We start from the raw sequence: 20,263 nt of genomic DNA on the forward strand, positions 1-20,263 counted from the left end.
AAAACGGTCTCGTAAATATCATATAGAAAGTATTACTGGCAAACGCATATAGATGTAAAAAACCCTGAAAATTTGTTAAACTTTCAGGGCCTTCAAATAATAAACTATTAAAAAAATAAACTAGGAACTTAGAGTATTTTGCAGAGAATATCACCTCTGTTACTCTAGTGTAAAGTTAGAAAAAATATAAATTATTTAAAAATATTTTTTAGTTAAAAATTTCACAATTTACTAGAAACCAAATAATTAAACATCTGTTTTACTTCCAATTTATATTCCTCATAAAAATAGTATCTTTAAGCGTAAAAAATTGAAAATTTTATGGACATCGAATTCAATAAACGGGAGGATCAGAACAGATTAAAATTATCTGAAATAAATCGCTTACTCACTGAGATTAAAAAAGGAGGTGGTGAGAAAAGGCTTCAAAAGCTTCGTGATGAAGGAAAAATGACAGCAAGAGAAAGAATAGATTATCTTCTCGATAAAGATTCAGATTCCATAGAAATTGGAGCATTTGCAGGATATGAAATGTATCAGGAGCATGGAGGATGTCCTAGCGGAGGTGTTGTAGTTGTTATTGGCTACGTTTCCGGAAGACAATGTATTATTGTCGCTAATGATGCATCTGTAAAAGCCGGTGCATGGTTTCCTATCACAGGAAAGAAAAACCTGAGAGCACAGGAAATTGCTATGGAAAACAAGCTTCCCATCATTTATTTAGTAGATTCTGCAGGTGTTTATCTTCCTATGCAGGATGAGATCTTCCCGGACAAGGAACATTTTGGACGAATTTTCAGAAATAATGCTAAAATGAGTTCTATGGGAATCATCCAGATCTCTGCCGTTATGGGGAGTTGTGTAGCTGGAGGAGCTTACTTACCCATCATGAGTGATGAAGCTATGATTGTGGATAAAACAGGCTCTATTTTCCTTGCAGGAAGTTATCTGGTAAAAGCAGCTATCGGAGAAAGTATTGATAATGAAACACTGGGTGGGGCAACCACTCACTGCTCTATTTCAGGAGTAACGGATTATAAAGCTAAAGATGATAAAGATGCTCTGAACAGAATCAAAAACATCATGAAATCTGTCGGAACTACTGAAAAAGCAGGCTTTGACAGAATAGAAAGTTTCCCGCCAAAAGAAAATCCTGAGAATATTTTCGGAATTATGCCGGTCTCAAGAGCTGAACAATATGATACCTACGAAATTATCAAATGTATTGTGGATAACTCCGAATATGAAGAATACAAACCAGACTATGGTAAAAGTATTATCTGTGCAACAGCAAGAGTTGACGGCTGGTCCGTAGGGATTGTAGCCAATCAGAGAAAGCTGGTTAAAAGCGGTAAAGGAGAAATGCAGTTCGGAGGAGTGATCTACTCTGATTCTGCGGATAAAGCAACCCGATTTATTGCCAACTGTAATCAAAGAAAAATTCCTTTAATTTTCTTACAGGATGTCACCGGATTCATGGTGGGTTCAAAATCAGAACATGGCGGAATTATTAAAGATGGCGCCAAAATGGTAAATGCGGTTTCCAATTCCGTAGTTCCTAAATTCACTATTATAACAGGAAATTCTTATGGAGCAGGAAATTATGCAATGTGTGGAAAAGCTTATGATCCCAGATTAATTGTTGCATGGCCCTGGGCAGATTTAGCAGTAATGGGTGGTGCACAGGCAGCAAAAGTACTGGCTCAGATTCAGGAATCTACTTTAAAGAAGCAAGGAAAAAATATCTCTGAAGAAGAGCATAACGAAATTCTGGATACCATCTCAAAGAAATATCAGAAACAAACTGAATCTACCTATGCAGCAGCAAGATTATGGACTGATGCCATCATCAATCCTGCTGATACCAGAAAATGGATTTCTATGGGGATTGAAGCAGCAAACCACTCTCCTATCACTGAGAAGTTCAATCTTGGAGTAATACAGGTCTGATAAATAACCCCGGCTATTTTAATTTGAAATAGCCGGGGTTGTTTTTTTAATTATATGATATAATTAGTTGCCGTATTCCTCTTTACAAAATTCTTCAGGCCCACCAAGTTTCATACAGCATTGATATTTGCTTAAACAGATTCCATTTGGCCATCCCGGAGGATAGCACATTCCAAACGCCGGATCATCCGGACATCCAGGCCCTCCGCTTCCTTTTAGTGATTTTAAACTCTCCCTTGAAATCTTTACTAGATTTTTCATAGTTATTTAGCTTTTGATAATTCCTACTCTATTACAGCTTTTCGGATTCCACTTCCTCTAAAATACTATTTTTTCTATACATAGTGAAATTTAAGTGAAAATTTTTAATCTAAAAATATAATTAATAATACAATTTAAAATAAATTGTTTGCTTAGGCTCCTAAGGAATTACATTGCTTATGCGTGGTAGGATTTAAAGGAAAAAACATCCCTTATCACATTGGTAAGGGATTTTTTATATCCATTCTAGAAATTGACAATAAAAGTACTTTATAACCCTTTATTTAACAGACAAAAAGCTTATATCATATAAAAAAAGCAAAAAAAATAAAATTCACAGATAAGTAATATATGATCTTTTTTTATATTTTCAATATTGTCAATTGCAGAATATTATACATTAAAATCAACATTAAACAATAAAAAAACAAAACATTAATCACTGATAACCAACATCTTATATTTAAATTTATAATATTCGTGCCATATTTTTTTTTAATATTGCAGTAATAAGCAAATGATGAACAAAATGAAACAATTAAGTACAAGACTTCCCTTGGCTGTTGGTGTTTTTTGTTTTCTATTGGGTACAAACCACCTAAGTGGTCAAAATTCAAAGAAGGATTCTATAAAGAATAAACAAATTGATGAAGTTGTTGTTACTGCACTTGGGATAAAAAGAGATCAGAGAAAACTAGGCTATGCCATTACCAAAGTTGAGACCAAAGACATTACCCAGGCTGGTGTCGTTAACCCCATGGAGGCTCTTCAGGGAAAACTTCCTGGTGTGGAAATAACAGCAGGATCCGGAGGTCCGCAGTCCAGTGCCAGAATACAAATCCGTGGAAATACATCATTAGGCAACAATAACCAGCCGCTGATAGTAGTTGATGGAGTAATTATTGACAATGGAGTAACCGGTGCGGATTCCTGGGGTTCCGGTTACGATTTCGGTAATGAAATGAAAAACCTTAACTCAGATGTTTTTGAGTCCGTTTCCATATTAAGAGGTGCTGCAGCATCTGCACTTTATGGTTCACGGGCTGCTAACGGGGTTATTGTCATTACAACCAAGAAAGGAAAAGGTACGAATGGATTAGGTGTCAGGATAAATTCTTCTCTTACTACACAGCACGTCTATAGCAGCCCCAGGTTTCAGAATGAATTTGGTGCCGGTTTTGGATCCAACTTTTCAACGGATACTAATGGAAACCGTTTTATAGATCCCAACAATTTTTTTTACAGCTACGGGCCAAAATTTGACGGAAAACCTGTACAGGATATTGATGGAAGAACAATTCTATGGAATCCTCAGCCGGATAATTATAAGGATATTTATCAGGTAGGATTTGATCGTAAAAATTCATTCGAACTCTCCGGAGGAAATGATAAATCTACTATTCTGTTGAGTTATACCAATCAGGAAGCTGAAGGTATTCTTCCCCGTAATAAGTTTATAAAAAACGCTTATTTTATCCGTGCAACCCATCAGTTTAGTAAATATTTGCAGGTAGATGCAAGTTTCAACTATAACCGGTCTTTCGGGCAGAACCCCGTACCTCAGGGAGGAAATGAAAGTCCTCTCTTCAGTTTTATATATGGCACTCCAAGAAGTTTTGATGCTGTTTATTGGAAAAACAATTATCTGGATCCTGTAAATGGGGGAAGGAAACAAGACAGTGCGGATCCTTATGGTATGACGTCTACTTATTTTAACATTTTCCAGAACACAAGAACCCAGAAAGAAAACAATTATATAGGCAGGCTTGAGCTCAAATCTCAGTTAACAGACTGGTTAAACTTAATGATATCAGGCAACTTCAATAATTTTGATTTTCTGAATGAATCTAAAATACTTGGAGAAAACCCCGGATTCAATGGCGGTGGGTATAGCATTTTGGAAGGGAGAAAGGAGCAGTATACAACGAAATTTCTACTGAATGCCAACTTTAAATTAACAGAAAATCTTACCCTTAACGCCTCTTTTGGTGGAGAAGATTTCAGATCCAAATATAAAGCCACAAGGCAATGGACTAATGGAGGACTTAATTCTCCGGGCGTTTTCCAGATCCAGAACTCAATAGATCCGGCAGGAAGCGAGGCCTATTATACCGATGGGAATCAGTCCCCGAAAAGAATTCAGGGGTTGTATGCTTTTGCTAATTTCGCCTGGAAAGATCAGCTATTCATTGACATTACAGGTCGCAACGACTGGTCTTCCACATTGGCATACCCTGATGGACATGGAAGTATAAGCTACTTCTATCCTTCATTTGTTGGAAACTGGATATTTTCTAATTCTTTTAAGCTTCCAAAATGGATCAATTCCGGAAGTTTGAGAGGAAGTCTGGCATGGGTGGGAAGAGATACTTCGCCATACAACACAAGCTCCGGCCTCTATTACAGACACGACCCTTCTGCTTATAATTCCCCTGATGGCGTGCGCATTCCGTTAGTGGGTTTCAATAGTAATTCTCTTGCGAATTTAAATTTAAAAAATGAATTGAGCAGATCCATAGAATTTGGATTAAATATGGCCTTTTTCAATAACCGGCTGGATTTTGATGTTTCTTTTTATAAGACCAATACTACCAATCAGCTGTTAACACTTCCTTTACCACAAGAATCAGGACTCAGTCAGCAGCAGATTAATGCCGGAAATCTGCAAAATCAAGGCATAGAGGTAATTGTCAACGCAATTCCGGTGAAACTACCTAACTTCAAATGGAATACCACAGTTACATTTTCTCAAAACAGGGATAAACTTATTGAGCTCTATCCAGGAGTTACGGAATATGTCCTGAACTGGGCCATGGGCACTGACGTAAAAAGTATAGCAATACCTGGCCAGCAATACGGTTTGATACAGACCAAATATGCCTATGCAAGATATCAGGCATTAGATGCGAATGGTAATAAAATTGATGATCCCAGAAATGGAATGAAAGTTCTGAAAGCTGATGGCTCTTACATGAGATCAGATTCTTACCAAAACCAGGGATATACTACAGTAGGAAAGTTAACTCCCGATTTTTTAGCCAGCTTCAGAAATACTTTCAGGTATAAAAATTTATCTTTAAGTCTACTGATTGATGCAAGAGTAGGGGGTGATATTCTTTCTGCCACATACAATTATGGTGTTCAGTTTGGCAACCTTTCATCCACATTAAAGTACAGAGATGAAGAAAGAGGTGGAATCAAATATATTGATTCGCAGGGCAACACTCAATACGGGGTAATTCCCGATGGAGTATTCGGCCAGAATTCTATCATAAAGGATAAACAAGGAGTCACCAGAGATGTAAGCGGTATGACTTATCAGGAAGCTTATGAAAAAGGGTGGATCAATCCCGTAAAAACATCTTCCTACTACAACAGATTAGCCTCATGGGGAAATGGTATCCGGGAGCAGGCTGTATTTGAAAATACATGGGTTTCCCTACGTGAAGCACGCCTGACCTATTCTTTTAAACCGGAGATGATTAAATCTCTTGGAGTCAATACTCTCAACCTCTCCCTTATCGGCAGAAACTTATTCTATATCTACAATAAATTACCGGATGGGATAAATCCTGAAGGAAAATATTCCAACAGCGCAGGCAGCTTTGCGGAGTACGGAGGTGCACCTATGTCAAGGTATATAGGATTTAACCTGGATTTCTCATTCTAGCTATTTATTATTCTAAAAATTAACAAAAATGAAAAAAATACTTATACTTACGCTGTCGATTTCTCTGTTTGTATCTTGTACCAGTGATTTTGCTCAGATTAACACCAATCCGGTAGATCAAATAAAAGCTACACCAGAAGAACTTCTGCCTTTAGCAATGATGAAAGGATTTGATGGCAGCTTTGAATATTATTATGATTACTACCGCAGAATTATGCCCTGGACTCAGACGTTGGTTCCCAGCACAGGCAATTCTCCTCAGTTTATGGCTGACGGCTCCAATATGAATCAAAGAAAAGATATCTTTTATGGAGATCATGGTGCTTTACTTACAGACATTATATACAAAATTGATCATATGCCGGCTGAAGATCAAAAAAAATACGTGAACATTAAAAGTATTGCCACGATTTTAAAAGTTTATTATGCATGGTATGTAACAGATGTGAATGGAAGTATAGCTTATACAGAAGCATTTCAGGCCCGTTACGGGGGAACACAAACTCCTAAATATGAAACACAGGAACAATTGTATGATATTTTTGACAAGCAGTTAGACAATATATATACTGCAATTCAAAGTGCTGATCAATCTGTACAGGTAAATCCGGGAGATAAAGACTTATTCTTTAAGGGTGATATAAGCAAATGGAAACGGGTAGCTAATTCACTCAGATTAAAAATTGCGTCAAGACTCATGAAAAGGAATCCTGCCAGACTGACTGCCATTGCTGTGCAGGTTTTATCAAGGGATGAGATTAGCAGTACAGCAGAGAGCTTCATGTTACGGACTAAAAGGCTAACGGAGCATGGTAATTTCAATCCTGCAGGTATGTCTGCTGCAAAACCTATGGTTGACTTTATGAATGAAAGCAAAGATCCCAGAATATCGATATTTTTCCAGCAAAATGATTATTCCCAGGAAAACATAGATAAGCTGGTAGCAGCCGGTAAAATGAAAAAAGCTACGGAAAGCCAGCGTTATGTTGGTGGTTTTGTCAGCCCTAACATGGTTTCAGCGGATATGAGCCGTTATTATACTTCAGCAAAAAGATTATTAAACGGAGTGAATTATGATACCATTTCCAGATTACAATATAGAATATGGAGGCCGGAAAATACTTCAAAAGGTATCATTGGGACAGGAAATGCTATATTCCCAATTCTTACCTATGCTGATTATTCACTGTTGAAAGCAGAACTGTCTGCAAGAAATCTTATTCCTGGTAATGTAAAAGATCTTTATGAACAAGGAATCAGAGCATCTATTGAAACCTATAATTATATTGCCAAAGAAGCATTGGTAGATGATTATAAAACAGCCTATGATACCGATATTTTAGCTTATCTAAACCAGCCTCAAATCAAATTTGATCCATCATTAGCCCTGGAACAGATTATCATTCAGGAATATTTAAACTATTTCAAGCAACCCAATGAAGTATGGGCATTGATTAAAAGAACAGGATTGCCTAATGTATCGACTGCGCTTAAACTGGAAAATCCATTCAGTGAATCCGGAGTTCTGTTGATAATGCCAAGAAGAATTGTTCTTCCCACTCCTTCAAAAGATAATCTAAATTATCAAAATCAAAAGGAAGCACTGGACCAAATGAAGCAGGATCCTGAATTTGGAACCAGTGAAAGCGATATACAAGGCCGAATTTGGTGGGATAAAAAATAATTCCATTAATATCCACTTTTATTTTGTAATACGGAAAAGTGCAGCATAACATCATCATAGCTATTCAGTTAATTGAAAGATTATTCAAACAGATAAAATTTATCTATTAGCAATAGAATTTTTACAATTTTTAAGTCATCCTTAGGGTCCAAGCGTCATACTTTACAATCTTCATTATTTTAGGCTCTTGGATCTAGAGGATGATAATTTGAATTATGGAGATTAACAAAATAAATGAAAGATGCTATCAGGAGCTGTTTCCCGCTATCCATTCATACTCCTCGCGCCTGCGCTCCCGCCCTGAGCAAAGCCGCAGGGTCCCACGCTCCAACCCATTCACCCTCCAACCCAGCTGCGGGGTAACCATTCCTATCGGGGCTAGGATGGTGAATGAATCATCAATGATAAATTATAAAATGATGTAACGAAGTCCGGGATACCGATTCCGTGTTTATCTTTCAATGGAGTTATTGGTTGCAATGGCGTCTTTCTTTTTATTTGGCCTGCTTCTTTCCTACTGTGTCATTCCGCAGGAATCCAGCCTCCTTTATTAGAGTCTTTATGATTTTTTTAACTCACAAGTGCATATGAAAAATAACGTGAAATTAAAAACATACAAAAAACAAAATCAGAATAGGAAAATTCCTACTCTGATTTAAGTATATTTGAAATATTAAACTAGTCAACCTTTTTCAGGACTAGTCAGTTTCTGAAAGACTTTATCCCCACCCTTGTCAAGGTTTAAAACCTTGACAAGGGTACAATTATTTCAGAATTTATACCAGATTGTCATTTTTAAGCACAGCAGAACCGAAAGGATTGTCAACCAGCCACAGCCACTCTCCTTCTTCATTTTTTTTCATGATACAGGAAGTATTGCCTGTCATATGAATAGAATGCCCATCCGGAGCAGTTCCCGTTATTTCCCACTGATCCTGCCACATCGCCAGATCATTTACAACAGTGATATGTGGAGTTTCACCTTGAATATCCAGTTGTAAGCGGCAAATCTCATTCATTGCCCTTTCTATCTGCTCAAACCCTCTCCACTCTCTTCCATCGCGGTCTATGTAGACTGCTTCAGGATGAAAACAACTTAATGCTCCTTTTACATCTCCGTTTCTGATGCAATGCCGAAAATAGGCTACAGCACCAGTTTCTGTTTTTCTGTTAAATTCCTGCATTACTTCACATTTCTGGAGTCCATTTCCCTTTTCAAGCCTTTCTTACCTTTATTCCAGCTGTTGGCCACAAAAAAAGCAAGAAGTATCGGTAAAAAAGTAGTGAAACTGACCCCTTTGGTTATGGTACTATAAATAGCAATTCCAGCCAATACCCCCAGGATGATAGCATTCACAACATTTCTGGATTCAATAGTTCTTTTTTTCTCTATCAGCTCCTGATCCGTTAATTCTGACAAATCTTTTTCCATATTTAATAGTATTTCTTGGTTTTTCGTTTTAGAGCGGTAAAATTCATTTTTTTTAAATCTATTTTTACCGAAAGCTAAATTACAATATTGTCAAGATATTTTTTTATTTCTTTTATTTGTAATTTATTTCATATCACCAGTTTCTGAAAAAGTTCAATGCTTATGGAAGACAACCTGAATTGTATTTACAGAGTTATCAATTTTATGGAGAAGAATTACGACCAGCCTGTTTCTGTAAAGGAACTGGAAGACATTTCTCATTATTCTTACCGGAATATCCAGCGCATTTTCAAGTACAGCTGTGGGGAGACAATAGGTACTTTCCAGCAAAGATTAAAAGTAGAAAATGCCTATAAACGCATTCTTTATACTCAGGAAAATCTTACCTCCATTGCCATTGAAGTTGGTTTTGCCAATATCGCTTCCTTTTCCAAAGCTTTTAAACAACATTTTGGGATTTCCCCTAAAGCTGCAAGACAAAGTAAGGAACAACTCCTTTGTGGAGGTGCCATCATTCCTGTTACCTCAGAGGTCTTGCTGGAACCCGAAATTGTTTATCTGAAACCTGTCCAGGTATATTATCAGAGCATTAACACCTGTTATAACAATGAAGAGATTGAAGTGCTGTGGGAAAAGTTCATGGAAAATGATTTTCCTGACTCCGGGATAGAATATTTTGGAGTTATAGCCGATGAACCATTAATAAAAACAGAAATCAACTGCCGCTATGATGCATGCTCATCCGTTCAGTCCGGAAATAAAAAGCTACCTTCAAAAATGATGTTCGGAGGTAAATATGCCCGTTTTACCCATCATGGAAGCTACGAAACAATAGACGACACGTATACGAAGATCTATTCACGCTGGATTTTCAATTCAGGTCTTGAGTTTTCACACACTCCTATCATTGAAAAGTATGAAAATCATGCTGAAAACGAAGATGATCAGGAAAAACAACTGACCTATATTTTATTACCTTTGAAGTAAGTTGTCAATTTGGGACAACTTTAAGAAAAACAATCGATCTAATTTTGCCCTGTTAAAAATAGATCAGTTATGCAAAAAAAGAAAATCATGTTCCCATTATTACCTCTTCTTCTATTATCCTGCTCATCAGCGGACTTAACAGAATTACCGGGTACGGTAAATCCGGAAACCATTGTTTACAAAATGCCTGAAGAATCAGCTCCACATGAAGGAACCTGGCTTCAATGGCCTCATCAGTATCAGTATGGAGTGACTTACCGCAACAGACTGGATGCCACCTGGGTAGCGATGACCAAAGAACTTGTACAAAGTGAAAAAGTTCACATTATTGCTTATGATGGTGCAGAAAAGAATCGTATTATAGGCCTGCTCAACAATGCTGGAGTTTCCCTCACCAATATCAACTTCAAAATTTATCCAACGGATGACTTCTGGGTAAGAGACAATGGTCCTATCTATGTAAAAGACCAGAACGGGCAGTTATTCATTCAGGACTGGGGATTTAACGGTTGGGGAAACAAAGCCGATTACAGCAAATGTAACGTAATACCTTCTAAAATAGCAGCCGATACCAATATACCAAAAATCAATCTTAACTCAGTGATGATCAATGAAGGCGGAAGTGTGGAAATTGACGGAAACGGAGTGTTGATGGCTTGTAAAAGTTCTATCCTGAATAATAACAGAAATCCGGGAATGACGCAACAACAGGCAGAGGCTATATTTACTAAAAACCTAGGAGTAACCAAATTTATCTGGCTGAATGGAAAAGCCGGTCTTGATATTACCGATATGCACATTGATGGTTTTGCCCGGTTTGCCAATTCTTCTACCATTATTACAATGAGTCCTGATGATCTGGCCTACTGGCAGGTACCGGACGGAGATATTGATAAACTGTATGATGCTACTGCGAAAAACGGTTCTCCATATCAGTTTGTAAAAGTGCCTTTAACAAGAAATGATGTGATTACTACGTACGGAAAAAATGTAGGGCGTGCTTCTTACATCAATTATTATATTGCGAATAACCGTGTATTGGTTCCTAATTATAACGACCCTAACGATGCAGTTGCCAACAATATTATCCAACAGCTTTATCCTGGCAAACAGGTGGTTGGTATAGACTGCCGGAATTTATTTGCCAATGGCGGAATGGTACATTGTGTCACCCAGCAACAACCTCAATAAAATAATCGTAAGAATAAAGCCTGCTCATTTCAGCAGGCTTTACTGATAGACAGCTTCAGTCGTCAAAAAAATAGCGTAAATTTGCCCTGTCCATCCCGAAAAAGATGGTTTTCTATTATACGTATTATGAAAAAAACAGCACTTTCTTTATTGGTTCTTCTGAATATGGTTTGCCAGGCACAGAATTTTGATGTAATTCCCTTAGGAATATATGGTGGTGAGCAGGAAGACAATTTATCAGCCTATCTGGTAGGCGCTCCGAAAGACAATGCATTTCTCTGCCTTGATGCCGGTACGGTAAATGCCGGAATCCGGAAAGCAATCGAAATGAAAAGCCTTGAAGGAACTACAGAAACAGTTTTGAAGGATCAGATCAAAGGATATTTTGTATCTCATGGCCACCTGGATCATTTATCAGGGCTCATCATCAATTCTCCGGCTGATTCGAAGAAAGATATTTTTGCGATAGCTCCTGTGATTCAGATTCTTCAGAATCACTACTTTATCACGGATACCTGGATCAATTTTGCTGATCAGGGGCAAAAACCTATCCTTGGAAAATACCATTATAATGAACTGCAGGAAGGAAGTGAAATTCCCGCCCCAAAAACCCCCTTTTTTATAACCGGCTATGAACTAAGCCATGTAAATCCTTATAAGAGCAGTGCAGCCTTGGTAAGAAGAGATGATCACTATCTGCTTTATCTTGGAGATACGGGCGCTGATCGTATAGAAAAATCTGACCGCCTGGATCAACTTTGGAACGAAGCAGCTCCACTTGTTAAGAAAAAACAGCTCAATACGATATTAATTGAAGTTTCCTTCCCTAACAGCCAGCCGGAACATCTGCTGTTCGGACACCTTACTCCTAATCTGCTGACTGAGGAATTGAGTAAACTTAAAGAAAAGACCGGACAAAGCAGCCTTGAAGGCCTTAATATTGTGGTTACTCATAGAAAGCCGACAGGTGATAATCCAGAATTGATCAAAAAGGAATTATTAGAGAACAATCCTCTAAAAGTGAGGTATATCTTCCCGGAACAGGGTAAAAAGATTAGTTTACCCTAACAATAAATTAAAAGATGAAGCGGAAACAGGCTTCATCTTTTTTGATTTACAACTGTATCATTCATAACAAAACAATTTTAATATACTGAAATTCAATAATTTAATTTTATTTATCTGAAATTAATAAGTTTTTTCATGGTTATATTAATTTATCATCGTAATATTGCAATATAAAATTACAACAATGGGAGTTACTAAAACAGACTTTTATACTGAAGAACAAAATAAGCTGGCTTCTCTGCTTAAAGTTTTGGGACATCCGGCAAGAATCGCTATTTTACAGTACATCATTAATCAAAAAGCGTGTATCTGTAATGATCTTGTTGAAGAACTAGGATTGGCACAGGCCACTATTTCGCAGCATTTAAAAGAGCTTAAGAATATAGGAATCATCAAAGGTTCCATTGAAGGAAAGTCTGTATGTTACTGCATTAATGAAAGTACATGGAAACAGTTTCAGAATGAATTCAACCTGTTTTTTAATCAGGATGTTACTATAAAACAATGCTGTTAAGGCATTTTTTTGAACACAAACATCGTAATATTGCAATATGTCATTACAAAATTATAACACTAAATTTTAATCTACTATGAGACTATCAGAAATCAAAGAAATTCTTCCTGCATTGGAAAATGTTGAATTTCAATTAGAAAACGGAAATTTTGTTCCAGAACATTTCCACGTAACAGAAGTGGGTCAGATCACAAAAAATTTCATCGACTGCGGCGGGGTCATCAGAAATGAAAAAGTGGTTAATTTTCAACTTTGGGATGCTGATGATTACGAACATCGTCTAAAACCTGGAAAGTTACTTCATATCATTCAGCTTTCCGAAGAAAAGCTTGGAATAGAAGACTCGGAAATTGAAGTTGAATATCAGGGAGAAACCATTGGTAAATATGACCTTGAATTTAACGGAAAAAACTTCGTACTGAAAAGCAAAACAACAGCATGTCTTGCTCAGGACGCCTGCGGAATTCCTTCCGAAAAACAAAAGAAAAATCTGTCTGAACTATCTGTAACCCCAACATCGGCCTGCACTCCGGGATCCGGCTGCTGTTAATTTTTATTAATTATGTATCAGGAATTATTAAACACGATTCAATCTCTGAAATGGGAAAGTATAGATGCCGACAGAAAAGAAGTTCTGGAGCCTTTGATCAGTTTTATCCAGCAAAAGGTGGATGACCGCAAAGAAATCAACCTGAATTTTATCTGTACCCACAATTCACGCCGGAGCCATCTGGCACAAGTTTGGGCACAGACAGCGGCTTCTTTGTTTGCCATTCCGGAAGTTCACTGCTATTCCGGAGGCACGGAAACAACGGCATTATTTCCTAAAGTCGCGGAAGTCCTGGCGAAACAAGGCTTTTCGGTTTTCAGCATTGCTGAGACCACCAATTCTGTATATGCTGTAAAATATGATGACAACAGTCTTCCGGTAATTGGTTTTTCAAAAAAATATGACAGTCCGTTCAATCCTGTATCTGATTTTGCAGCAATTATGACCTGTTCGCAGGCAGATGACGGATGTCCTTTTATCCCTGGTGCGGAAAAAAGAATTCCGATCACCTTTGAAGATCCAAAGATTTCAGATAATACACCGGAACAGTCAGCAATATATACTAAAAGAAGCTTACAAATTGCAGAAGAAATGTTGTATGTTTTTTCTAAAATCAAAAAATAATCATGCAGCCCAGACTAAAATTCTTAGACCGTTATCTTACCTTATGGATCTTTCTGGCTATGGGGACAGGGATTGCTTTGGGGCATTTTTTCCCGGCTATACCTGATATTATCAATTCACAGTCTCTTGGAACCACTAATATTCCTCTGGCCATCGGTCTCATTCTGATGATGTATCCGCCACTGGCAAAGGTTGATTATACTCTCCTGCCCTTGGCTTTCAGGGATAAAAAAGTAATCGGCATTTCTTTATTGCTCAACTGGATTATTGGTCCGGTTCTGATGTTTGTTCTCGCTATTCTTTTTTTAAGACATGAACCTGATTATATGTCCGGATTAATCCTCATTGGACTGGCCAGATGTATTGCTATGGTGATTGTCTGGAATGACCTCGCTAAAGGAAACAGAGAATATGCGGCATTGCTGGTTGCTTTAAACAGTATCTTTCAGGTATTCACCTATAGCTTCCTGGTATGGCTGTTTATCAATGTCCTTCCCGATCAGTTAGGTCTTGCAAGCTTTAATGTGAGTGTTTCTATGCAGGATATCACAGAAAGTGTATTGATCTACCTTGGAATTCCTTTTCTTGCAGGTTTTCTTACCCGATATGTCCTGATCAAATCAAAAGGTGCTGAGTGGTACAACAGAAAATTTGCACCTAAAATTTCTCCTGTGACATTGTACGCTCTGTTATTTACCATCGTACTCATGTTTAGTTTGAAAGGCTCTAAAATACTGGAATTGCCAATGGATGTCATTAAGGTAGCAGTCCCCTTGGTAATCTATTTTGTTCTGATGTTTTTTGTAAGTTTTATCATCAATAAAACATTAAAAATTCCTTATGATAAAAATGCATCCATAGCCTTTACTGCTACCGGAAATAATTTTGAACTGGCTATTGCTGTGGCCATCTCAGTCTTTGGTATTCATTCGCCTCAGGCATTTGTAGGGGTGATTGGTCCATTGGTAGAGGTTCCAGTATTAATACTTCTCGTAAAAGCCAGTTTATTTATGAAAAAGAAATGGTATCATTAATTTCATTACCAAAACAAGAAGCATCGCCGAAACAGTGATGCTTTTTTTATGGATATCAGTTCTTACTCAATTTATAATTTCCACTGCCTTCATCTTTAGTGATTGTATAACCATGCTTCAGTTCAAGAGTCCATCCGTCACCTGACACTTTTCTATTTTCAGTTTTCACTGGATTGGATATTGAAATTTTATCCCAGTTTGGACTCATTAATGCTCCGTCTTCAATTGTCAGAATACCCCACAAATCAGTAATCCGGATATTGGGATATACTGTCCCTAGATCTTCTACAGGCATAATATTTCTCGGATCAAAGGAAACATTCATTTTTTCAAATTTGATTTCAAAATGAGGCTGTTGAATGAATTTCAGCTTGTATTCAGCAATAAGCCTCTTAGTTTGTTCTTCTCTTTCGGTTTCCTCCTTTATAATTGATTGTCCGTTATAATGATCAGATCGTTTCTTAACTTCTTTTTGCAGGTCAGCCTGAATTCTTATATCGAGTGCTTTACTGAAATAGCTGGTCAAGTTAGTTTTTGCATCAATTTTTTTATTCCAGTCCGGATCTTTTTGATACAGCAAATATCCATAAACAGGTGTTGTATAATAAGCAAATGAACGTACAAATGTGGGATTTTTCATAAAACCATCAATACCATTCAAAAGAGAAGACCTTGCCTGCTCTTTATTTCTGCCGCTCACAATGAGCCCCGTAAACTCAGCAATTCCTTCATTCAGTTCCAGCAGATTTTCTGTTGTTTCAGAACCTTTGTAAAGTGTATTCCTGTATTTCCTAAAAGTAAAGGCACTGGTGAGATGCTGCTTCATTTCTTTTTCTGAATTTGAGCGGATTGCCTGCTTTAGCGCTTCCAATTCGAGACGCAGGTAAATCCTGCCCTTCTTCTGATCCAGATGATTATTTTCCGCATTGTTAAGCGTAAATCCCAATGAAGGCTGAATGCTATGAAAAGATTCATGAGCCAAAAGATTAATCCTGTTTTCTTTATTTTCAGAAAGGGGGAGCATAGCCATTGCCCATCTTTTTCCACCCCAATTGACCGCGGTATTGGCAATATTGACAGCAGCAGGTAAAATTCCAGAATAAGTAGTACCGTTACCTTTCAGAATGCCCTCCAAATCCGGCTCATTGGCAAAAAGCTCCCTGGTTTTCGGATCAATTAAAATCATAGGACCATATAAATCTTTGTTCCAAAGTCCGATATTCTTCTTTGAAGCTGTTTTTAACTCATCGAAAAAAATAGAAACTGTATCAGGGGAAGTAGATTGCGTTTGTGCTTTTACACCTAATACAAACAAGAAAAAGAAAGCTGTAGCAACAGTCTGCTTCATGGTTAAATTCTTTATGGTTAAGTTTTTCTCTAAAATAGATGGCTGCATCTACAATAGTACGCACATGATAAATGCAAATTAAATACTTTAGAAAGCTAATATAATGAATTATAGCAATCAAGAACAATTACAGCCCCAAAAAACATCTGTAAGAAAATGGCCATCCGGTTGTGGAAAAATTATTACAAACCGGAGAACGAAGGAATAAATATTTATCTGTATAAGAAAATAAATCAGAGACCATTAAATGTTGTATGGAATTATAGACAAATAAGGACTTTATCTCAGAAATAGATTATCTTTATAGGGAACGAAATTTTTATTAATAATGAAGTTAGAATTATATCAGATAGATGCTTTTACAGAATCTGTTTTCCATGGAAATCCGGCATGTGTTGTGCCATTAAAAAACTGGTTACCCGATGAAATCCTTTTAAAAATAGCCCGTGAAAATGCAGTGGCAGAAACCGCCTTTTTCATTGATAACGGTGATAGCATTCACCTGAGATGGTTTACCCCTGAAATTAATCTTGATCCGGGTGGTGTTATTGTAACATCGGAAGGTACCGACAGTGATTTTGTTTCAAGGTATTTTACCCCGCAGTCCTCCATTCTTGAAGATCCGGTTACCGGCTCTGCACACTGTTCACTTATTCCCTTCTGGTCATCAAGGTTAGGAAAAGATCAGCTTTTTGCCCGTCAAATCTCTGAAAGAGGCGGACAGCTCTATTGTGAGAACAAAAAAGAAAGGGTCATTGTGGCGGGGAAAGCCCAAACATATTCTGTCGGACATTTCCGGGTAGAGTAAGAGAAGAGAATACAATACTGCAATATTAATAATAAAAACCTTGAATCATTCGATTCAAAGATTTAAGTTGATCTGCATTTTCAAAAATTATAAAAAAAATTGGCTACTCTTTTGGTAGCCAATTTTGTAATTATTTCTATGATATTTCAATCATTCTTGGTGGTTTCTGCTTCGCATCTTCTTTTTTCGGGATGGTTAACATTAAAAGGCCATTTTCATATTTTGCATTAATATTATCCTGATCCACAACATCTTTTGGAAGCTCAAAACTTCTCTGGAAAGATTGGTAACTGAATTCTCTTCGTGTGAAGTTTTCATCTTTTGTCTCTTTACGATCTTCCTTCGTTGATGAAATAGTAAGCAGGTTACCATCCAGCCTGATCTGAAAATCATTTTTATCCATACCTGGTGCTGCAACCTGAACTTCATAAGCTTCTCCGTTCTCCTTTATATTGACCGATGGTACGGTTGTACTGGTAGATGAGTAATTGTTATTGCCCCAGTTAAAAAGTTCACGACCAAAAAAATCATCAAAGACACTTGAAAAGCCCAAGTTGCTGTTTCCGTTTCTTCTTATTAGATTATTCATAGCAATCATTTTTAATTAAGTTTAACAATCATTAAAAAACACGTCAGCTGGCCAGCTGTACATAAAAATTTACAAAAAAAATACCATTTGAGTACGAATGAAATTTTTTCCGGTTTTCTGTCATTTTTTCAGAATTTCTGACACAAAACACTGATCCTGAGAACATTCACCACTTTTAATAGTAGTCATGCAACCCTAAAGTTCAAAGAGGAAGAATTTTTTCAAAAAATTCGAAAATTACTTTGGAAAAGATATGATTAAACTGCATAAACTTAAATAATATTTCTAATAATAGTCTATTTCTAAAATATAAAATAAACTAAAGTGTGATGCATTGTATTTTTATATTTCAAAAGTACTTTATCTTCATTTTATTTGTAATTTAACAATATTAGATAAGTGTCACATATAGAATAACTTGGTACAAACCTGAGATATATCCATATTGTAACAAGAAAAAGATAATTAAAGAATTGCAATAAAATAATACCATGATAAAATCTTTCAATATCAAATTGTTATTAGTTCTTCTGTCCATTGTTTTTGCATTTGATTTAGTATTTATTGCTATGGATCATAGTTCCTGGCGGTTTTTTACCAAGCCACTGTTGTTACCTATTATTATCTGGTTTTATTTTACTTATTCTAAGCAAAACGTATGTCTGATCAACAAATGGTTTTTATCTGGATTAATTCTGAGCTTTTTGGGTGATGTGTTTTTGTTATTTGGATGGGGATTTATGCCCGGTTTGGGAAGCTTTTTGTTGGCTCATATTTGTTACATCGTTTATTTTTTAAGGATTAAAAAGAAAAATGTCTGGATTTGGCTTCCCTTTGTTTTGCTTTATTTAGGCTCATTTATTTACTATATATTTCCTTATTTAAACGAAATGAAAATACCCGTGGTGATTTATGGAATTACCATTGCTACGATGCTGTATTTTAGTATCAGAACTTATTCTTTATTATTAATCCTGGGAGCTGTTTTGTTTGTAATATCAGATTCCGTATTAGCCATTAATATGTTTGTACAGCGTAGTATTGGGAAAGAACTTGTTGTGATGATTACTTATGTTTTAGCCCAATTGATTTTGGTGTTGGGAGTGGTTGGTATTGAAAAAAAGAACAGAATTATCCGATAAAATCAAGACTTATGAAAAGAAAAGATAACCGGTTTTTTCATAGTATTGCCCTATTCTATCCATTGGATTTTACTGATCCTGTTACTTATTTTATTCCTGTGTTTATCTTGTTGATAGTAGGGGAAATATTTTTGTATCAGATTCCTCAAAAAGTATTCACCAAAAGACTCATCAAAGATAATGTATCGAGTATCGGATTGGGGATAGGGGCAGTAATGTTAGACTTTGGGATGAAAGCTATTTCATTATCCTACTTTTTTTGGATTTACAATCATTTTAGGCTTACTGATATTTTCGGGATCAAAGATTTCAATAAATTCTTCACTTTACAATGGCATGCAGATCACTGGTGGCTTTGGTTATTGGTTATGATTGTTCAGGACTTTGGCTTTTACTGGCATCATCGGTTGAGTCATAAAATCAGATTGTTCTGGACAGGTCATGTCAATCATCATTCGGCTACTCATTTGAGTCTTGCTATTGCATTGCGTCAGGGATGGTTTGAAATTATATATCGGGACATTTGGTATATCCCTTTTATCATTATTGGTTTTCATCCTATTATGATGGCTATGATGCATCAATTTAACCTGATTTTTCAATTTTGGCCGCATACCAATGCTATTGGAAAATTAGGGTGGTTCGATAAGGTATTCAATTCTCCATCCAACCATCGGGTACATCATTCCCGAAAAATTGAGGATTTAGATAATAATTATGGGGGTATTTTGATGATTTGGGATCATCTTTTCGGCACGTACAAAGCGGAAGAAAAGAAAACGACGGATTACGGAATCTATCATAACATTCATACTTATAATGTTTTTCATATCGTCTTTGATGAGTTTGGAAATATGATAAAGGATGTCCGGAATGCACCGACATGGAAAGCGAAACTGGGGTATATATTCAATGCTCCGGGCTGGCATCATAACGATAAAGATGAGCGGATTTCTACTTTGAAGCGGGAATTAGAAGAAAAGATGAATTGACCGGAAATCAAGCCATTTAGGACATAAAAAAAGGAGACGTTAATAAATAAACGTCCCCTAAGCGGAGAGTGAGGGATTCGAACCCCCGGACCTGTTACAGTCAACAGTTTTCAAGACTGCCGCAATCGACCACTCTGCCAACTCTCCCTAAACTCCGGCTATACCGTTGTTTTCAGTGGTGCAAATATAGAACGATTTTTAATTTCTGCAAAACTTTTCCCCCACAAATTTTAACAAAACTTAATAATAGACTAGGAATCAGGGGAATTATTTTTCACTCTTTCGCTAAAGTTTCAATATAAAAATCTAAAACACCCATGTTTTGGGGAATCCCATCATAGAAAGGCTTTTGTATGACAAAACTTACAGCTATATTTACAAACACACATATTTTTCACTACATTTGTAAAAACACAGGT

The 20,263-nt window shown here is 36.7% G+C and carries 18 protein-coding genes and 1 tRNA gene; 13 read left to right on the plus strand and 6 right to left on the minus strand.

Going from position 1 to position 20,263, the window contains the following annotated elements:
* The first annotated feature begins 321 nt into the window (after positions 1 to 321).
* Entirely contained in the window at positions 322 to 1,950 is a 1,629-nt protein-coding gene (locus JNG87_RS09775) for an acyl-CoA carboxylase subunit beta (protein WP_110011812.1), read from the plus strand.
* A gap of 63 nt (positions 1,951 to 2,013) precedes the next feature.
* Here the strand turns inward: JNG87_RS09775 and JNG87_RS09780 are convergent, their stop codons facing one another.
* Positions 2,014 to 2,211 (minus strand): hypothetical protein, encoded by a 198-nt coding sequence (locus JNG87_RS09780; RefSeq protein WP_202843765.1) that lies wholly within the window; start codon positions 2,209 to 2,211, stop codon positions 2,014 to 2,016.
* Positions 2,212 to 2,740: 529 nt separating this feature from the next.
* Here JNG87_RS09780 and JNG87_RS09785 point away from each other — a divergent pair.
* Together JNG87_RS09785 and JNG87_RS09790 are read left to right on the plus strand one after the other, a co-directional pair.
* Positions 2,741 to 5,881 (plus strand): SusC/RagA family TonB-linked outer membrane protein, encoded by a 3,141-nt coding sequence (locus JNG87_RS09785; RefSeq protein WP_202843767.1) that lies wholly within the window; start codon positions 2,741 to 2,743, stop codon positions 5,879 to 5,881.
* Between the two features lie 28 nt (positions 5,882 to 5,909).
* Positions 5,910 to 7,565: a SusD/RagB family nutrient-binding outer membrane lipoprotein gene (locus JNG87_RS09790; protein ID WP_202843772.1), complete on the plus strand. Its 1,656-nt coding sequence runs from the start codon at positions 5,910 to 5,912 to the stop codon at positions 7,563 to 7,565.
* Between the two features lie 776 nt (positions 7,566 to 8,341).
* Here JNG87_RS09790 and JNG87_RS09795 read toward each other — a convergent pair.
* Positions 8,342 to 8,749: a YybH family protein gene (locus JNG87_RS09795; protein WP_202843774.1), complete on the minus strand. Its 408-nt coding sequence runs from the start codon at positions 8,747 to 8,749 to the stop codon at positions 8,342 to 8,344.
* A complete protein-coding gene (locus tag JNG87_RS09800; protein ID WP_202843776.1) occupies positions 8,749 to 8,997 on the minus strand; it encodes a hypothetical protein in 249 nt (82 codons plus the stop codon). The genes JNG87_RS09795 and JNG87_RS09800 overlap by 1 nt, the downstream gene beginning before the upstream one ends.
* A gap of 162 nt (positions 8,998 to 9,159) precedes the next feature.
* Between JNG87_RS09800 and JNG87_RS09805 the strand changes: the two genes are divergently transcribed.
* From JNG87_RS09805 to arsB, 7 genes are all read left to right on the plus strand, one after another.
* Complete coding sequence (locus JNG87_RS09805) at positions 9,160 to 9,984, plus strand: GyrI-like domain-containing protein (RefSeq protein WP_202843779.1); 825 nt, start codon at positions 9,160 to 9,162, stop codon at positions 9,982 to 9,984.
* Between the two features lie 69 nt (positions 9,985 to 10,053).
* Complete coding sequence (locus tag JNG87_RS09810) at positions 10,054 to 11,175, plus strand: agmatine/peptidylarginine deiminase (protein ID WP_202843781.1); 1,122 nt, start codon at positions 10,054 to 10,056, stop codon at positions 11,173 to 11,175.
* 126 nt (positions 11,176 to 11,301) lie between these two features.
* Complete coding sequence (locus tag JNG87_RS09815; protein WP_110009678.1) at positions 11,302 to 12,243, plus strand: 3',5'-cyclic-nucleotide phosphodiesterase; 942 nt, start codon at positions 11,302 to 11,304, stop codon at positions 12,241 to 12,243.
* 184 nt (positions 12,244 to 12,427) lie between these two features.
* Positions 12,428 to 12,757, plus strand: a complete 330-nt coding sequence (locus JNG87_RS09820; RefSeq protein WP_110009677.1) for an ArsR/SmtB family transcription factor — start codon at positions 12,428 to 12,430, stop codon at positions 12,755 to 12,757.
* 76 nt (positions 12,758 to 12,833) lie between these two features.
* Complete coding sequence (locus tag JNG87_RS09825; protein ID WP_110009676.1) at positions 12,834 to 13,307, plus strand: DUF6428 family protein; 474 nt, start codon at positions 12,834 to 12,836, stop codon at positions 13,305 to 13,307.
* Positions 13,308 to 13,319: 12 nt separating this feature from the next.
* Complete coding sequence (locus tag JNG87_RS09830) at positions 13,320 to 13,931, plus strand: low molecular weight phosphatase family protein (RefSeq protein WP_202843783.1); 612 nt, start codon at positions 13,320 to 13,322, stop codon at positions 13,929 to 13,931.
* A 2-nt stretch (positions 13,932 to 13,933) separates the two neighbouring features.
* A complete protein-coding gene (gene arsB, locus JNG87_RS09835; protein ID WP_202843785.1) occupies positions 13,934 to 14,965 on the plus strand; it encodes an ACR3 family arsenite efflux transporter in 1,032 nt (343 codons plus the stop codon).
* A gap of 55 nt (positions 14,966 to 15,020) precedes the next feature.
* On the opposite strand, the gene JNG87_RS09840 is transcribed toward arsB, so the two are convergent.
* Positions 15,021 to 16,313, minus strand: a complete 1,293-nt coding sequence (locus tag JNG87_RS09840; protein WP_202843787.1) for a hypothetical protein — start codon at positions 16,311 to 16,313, stop codon at positions 15,021 to 15,023.
* Between the two features lie 328 nt (positions 16,314 to 16,641).
* Here JNG87_RS09840 and JNG87_RS09845 point away from each other — a divergent pair, with 328 nt between their 5' ends.
* Entirely contained in the window at positions 16,642 to 17,121 is a 480-nt protein-coding gene (locus tag JNG87_RS09845; RefSeq protein ID WP_202843789.1) for a PhzF family phenazine biosynthesis protein, read from the plus strand.
* Between the two features lie 136 nt (positions 17,122 to 17,257).
* Here JNG87_RS09845 and JNG87_RS09850 read toward each other — a convergent pair whose 3' ends face one another.
* Positions 17,258 to 17,710 carry an Hsp20/alpha crystallin family protein gene (locus JNG87_RS09850; protein WP_202843791.1) on the minus strand — a complete coding sequence of 151 codons (453 nt, stop codon included), beginning with the start codon at positions 17,708 to 17,710 and terminating at the stop codon, positions 17,258 to 17,260.
* A 569-nt stretch (positions 17,711 to 18,279) separates the two neighbouring features.
* On the opposite strand from JNG87_RS09850, the gene JNG87_RS09855 reads away from it, so the two are divergent.
* A complete protein-coding gene (locus tag JNG87_RS09855; protein WP_238349715.1) occupies positions 18,280 to 18,852 on the plus strand; it encodes a lysoplasmalogenase in 573 nt (190 codons plus the stop codon).
* A gap of 11 nt (positions 18,853 to 18,863) precedes the next feature.
* On the plus strand, positions 18,864 to 19,844 hold the full coding sequence (locus tag JNG87_RS09860) for a sterol desaturase family protein (protein WP_202843794.1): 981 nt from the start codon (positions 18,864 to 18,866) through the stop codon (positions 19,842 to 19,844).
* 62 nt (positions 19,845 to 19,906) lie between these two features.
* Here the strand turns inward: JNG87_RS09860 and JNG87_RS09865 are convergent.
* Positions 19,907 to 19,991: transfer RNA gene (locus JNG87_RS09865), tRNA-Ser, on the minus strand.
* Between the last annotated feature and the right edge of the window lie 272 nt (positions 19,992 to 20,263).

This window comes from Chryseobacterium cucumeris, from assembly GCF_016775705.1.
In the GTDB taxonomy this organism is placed as follows: Bacteria; Bacteroidota; Bacteroidia; order Flavobacteriales; family Weeksellaceae; genus Chryseobacterium; species Chryseobacterium cupriresistens.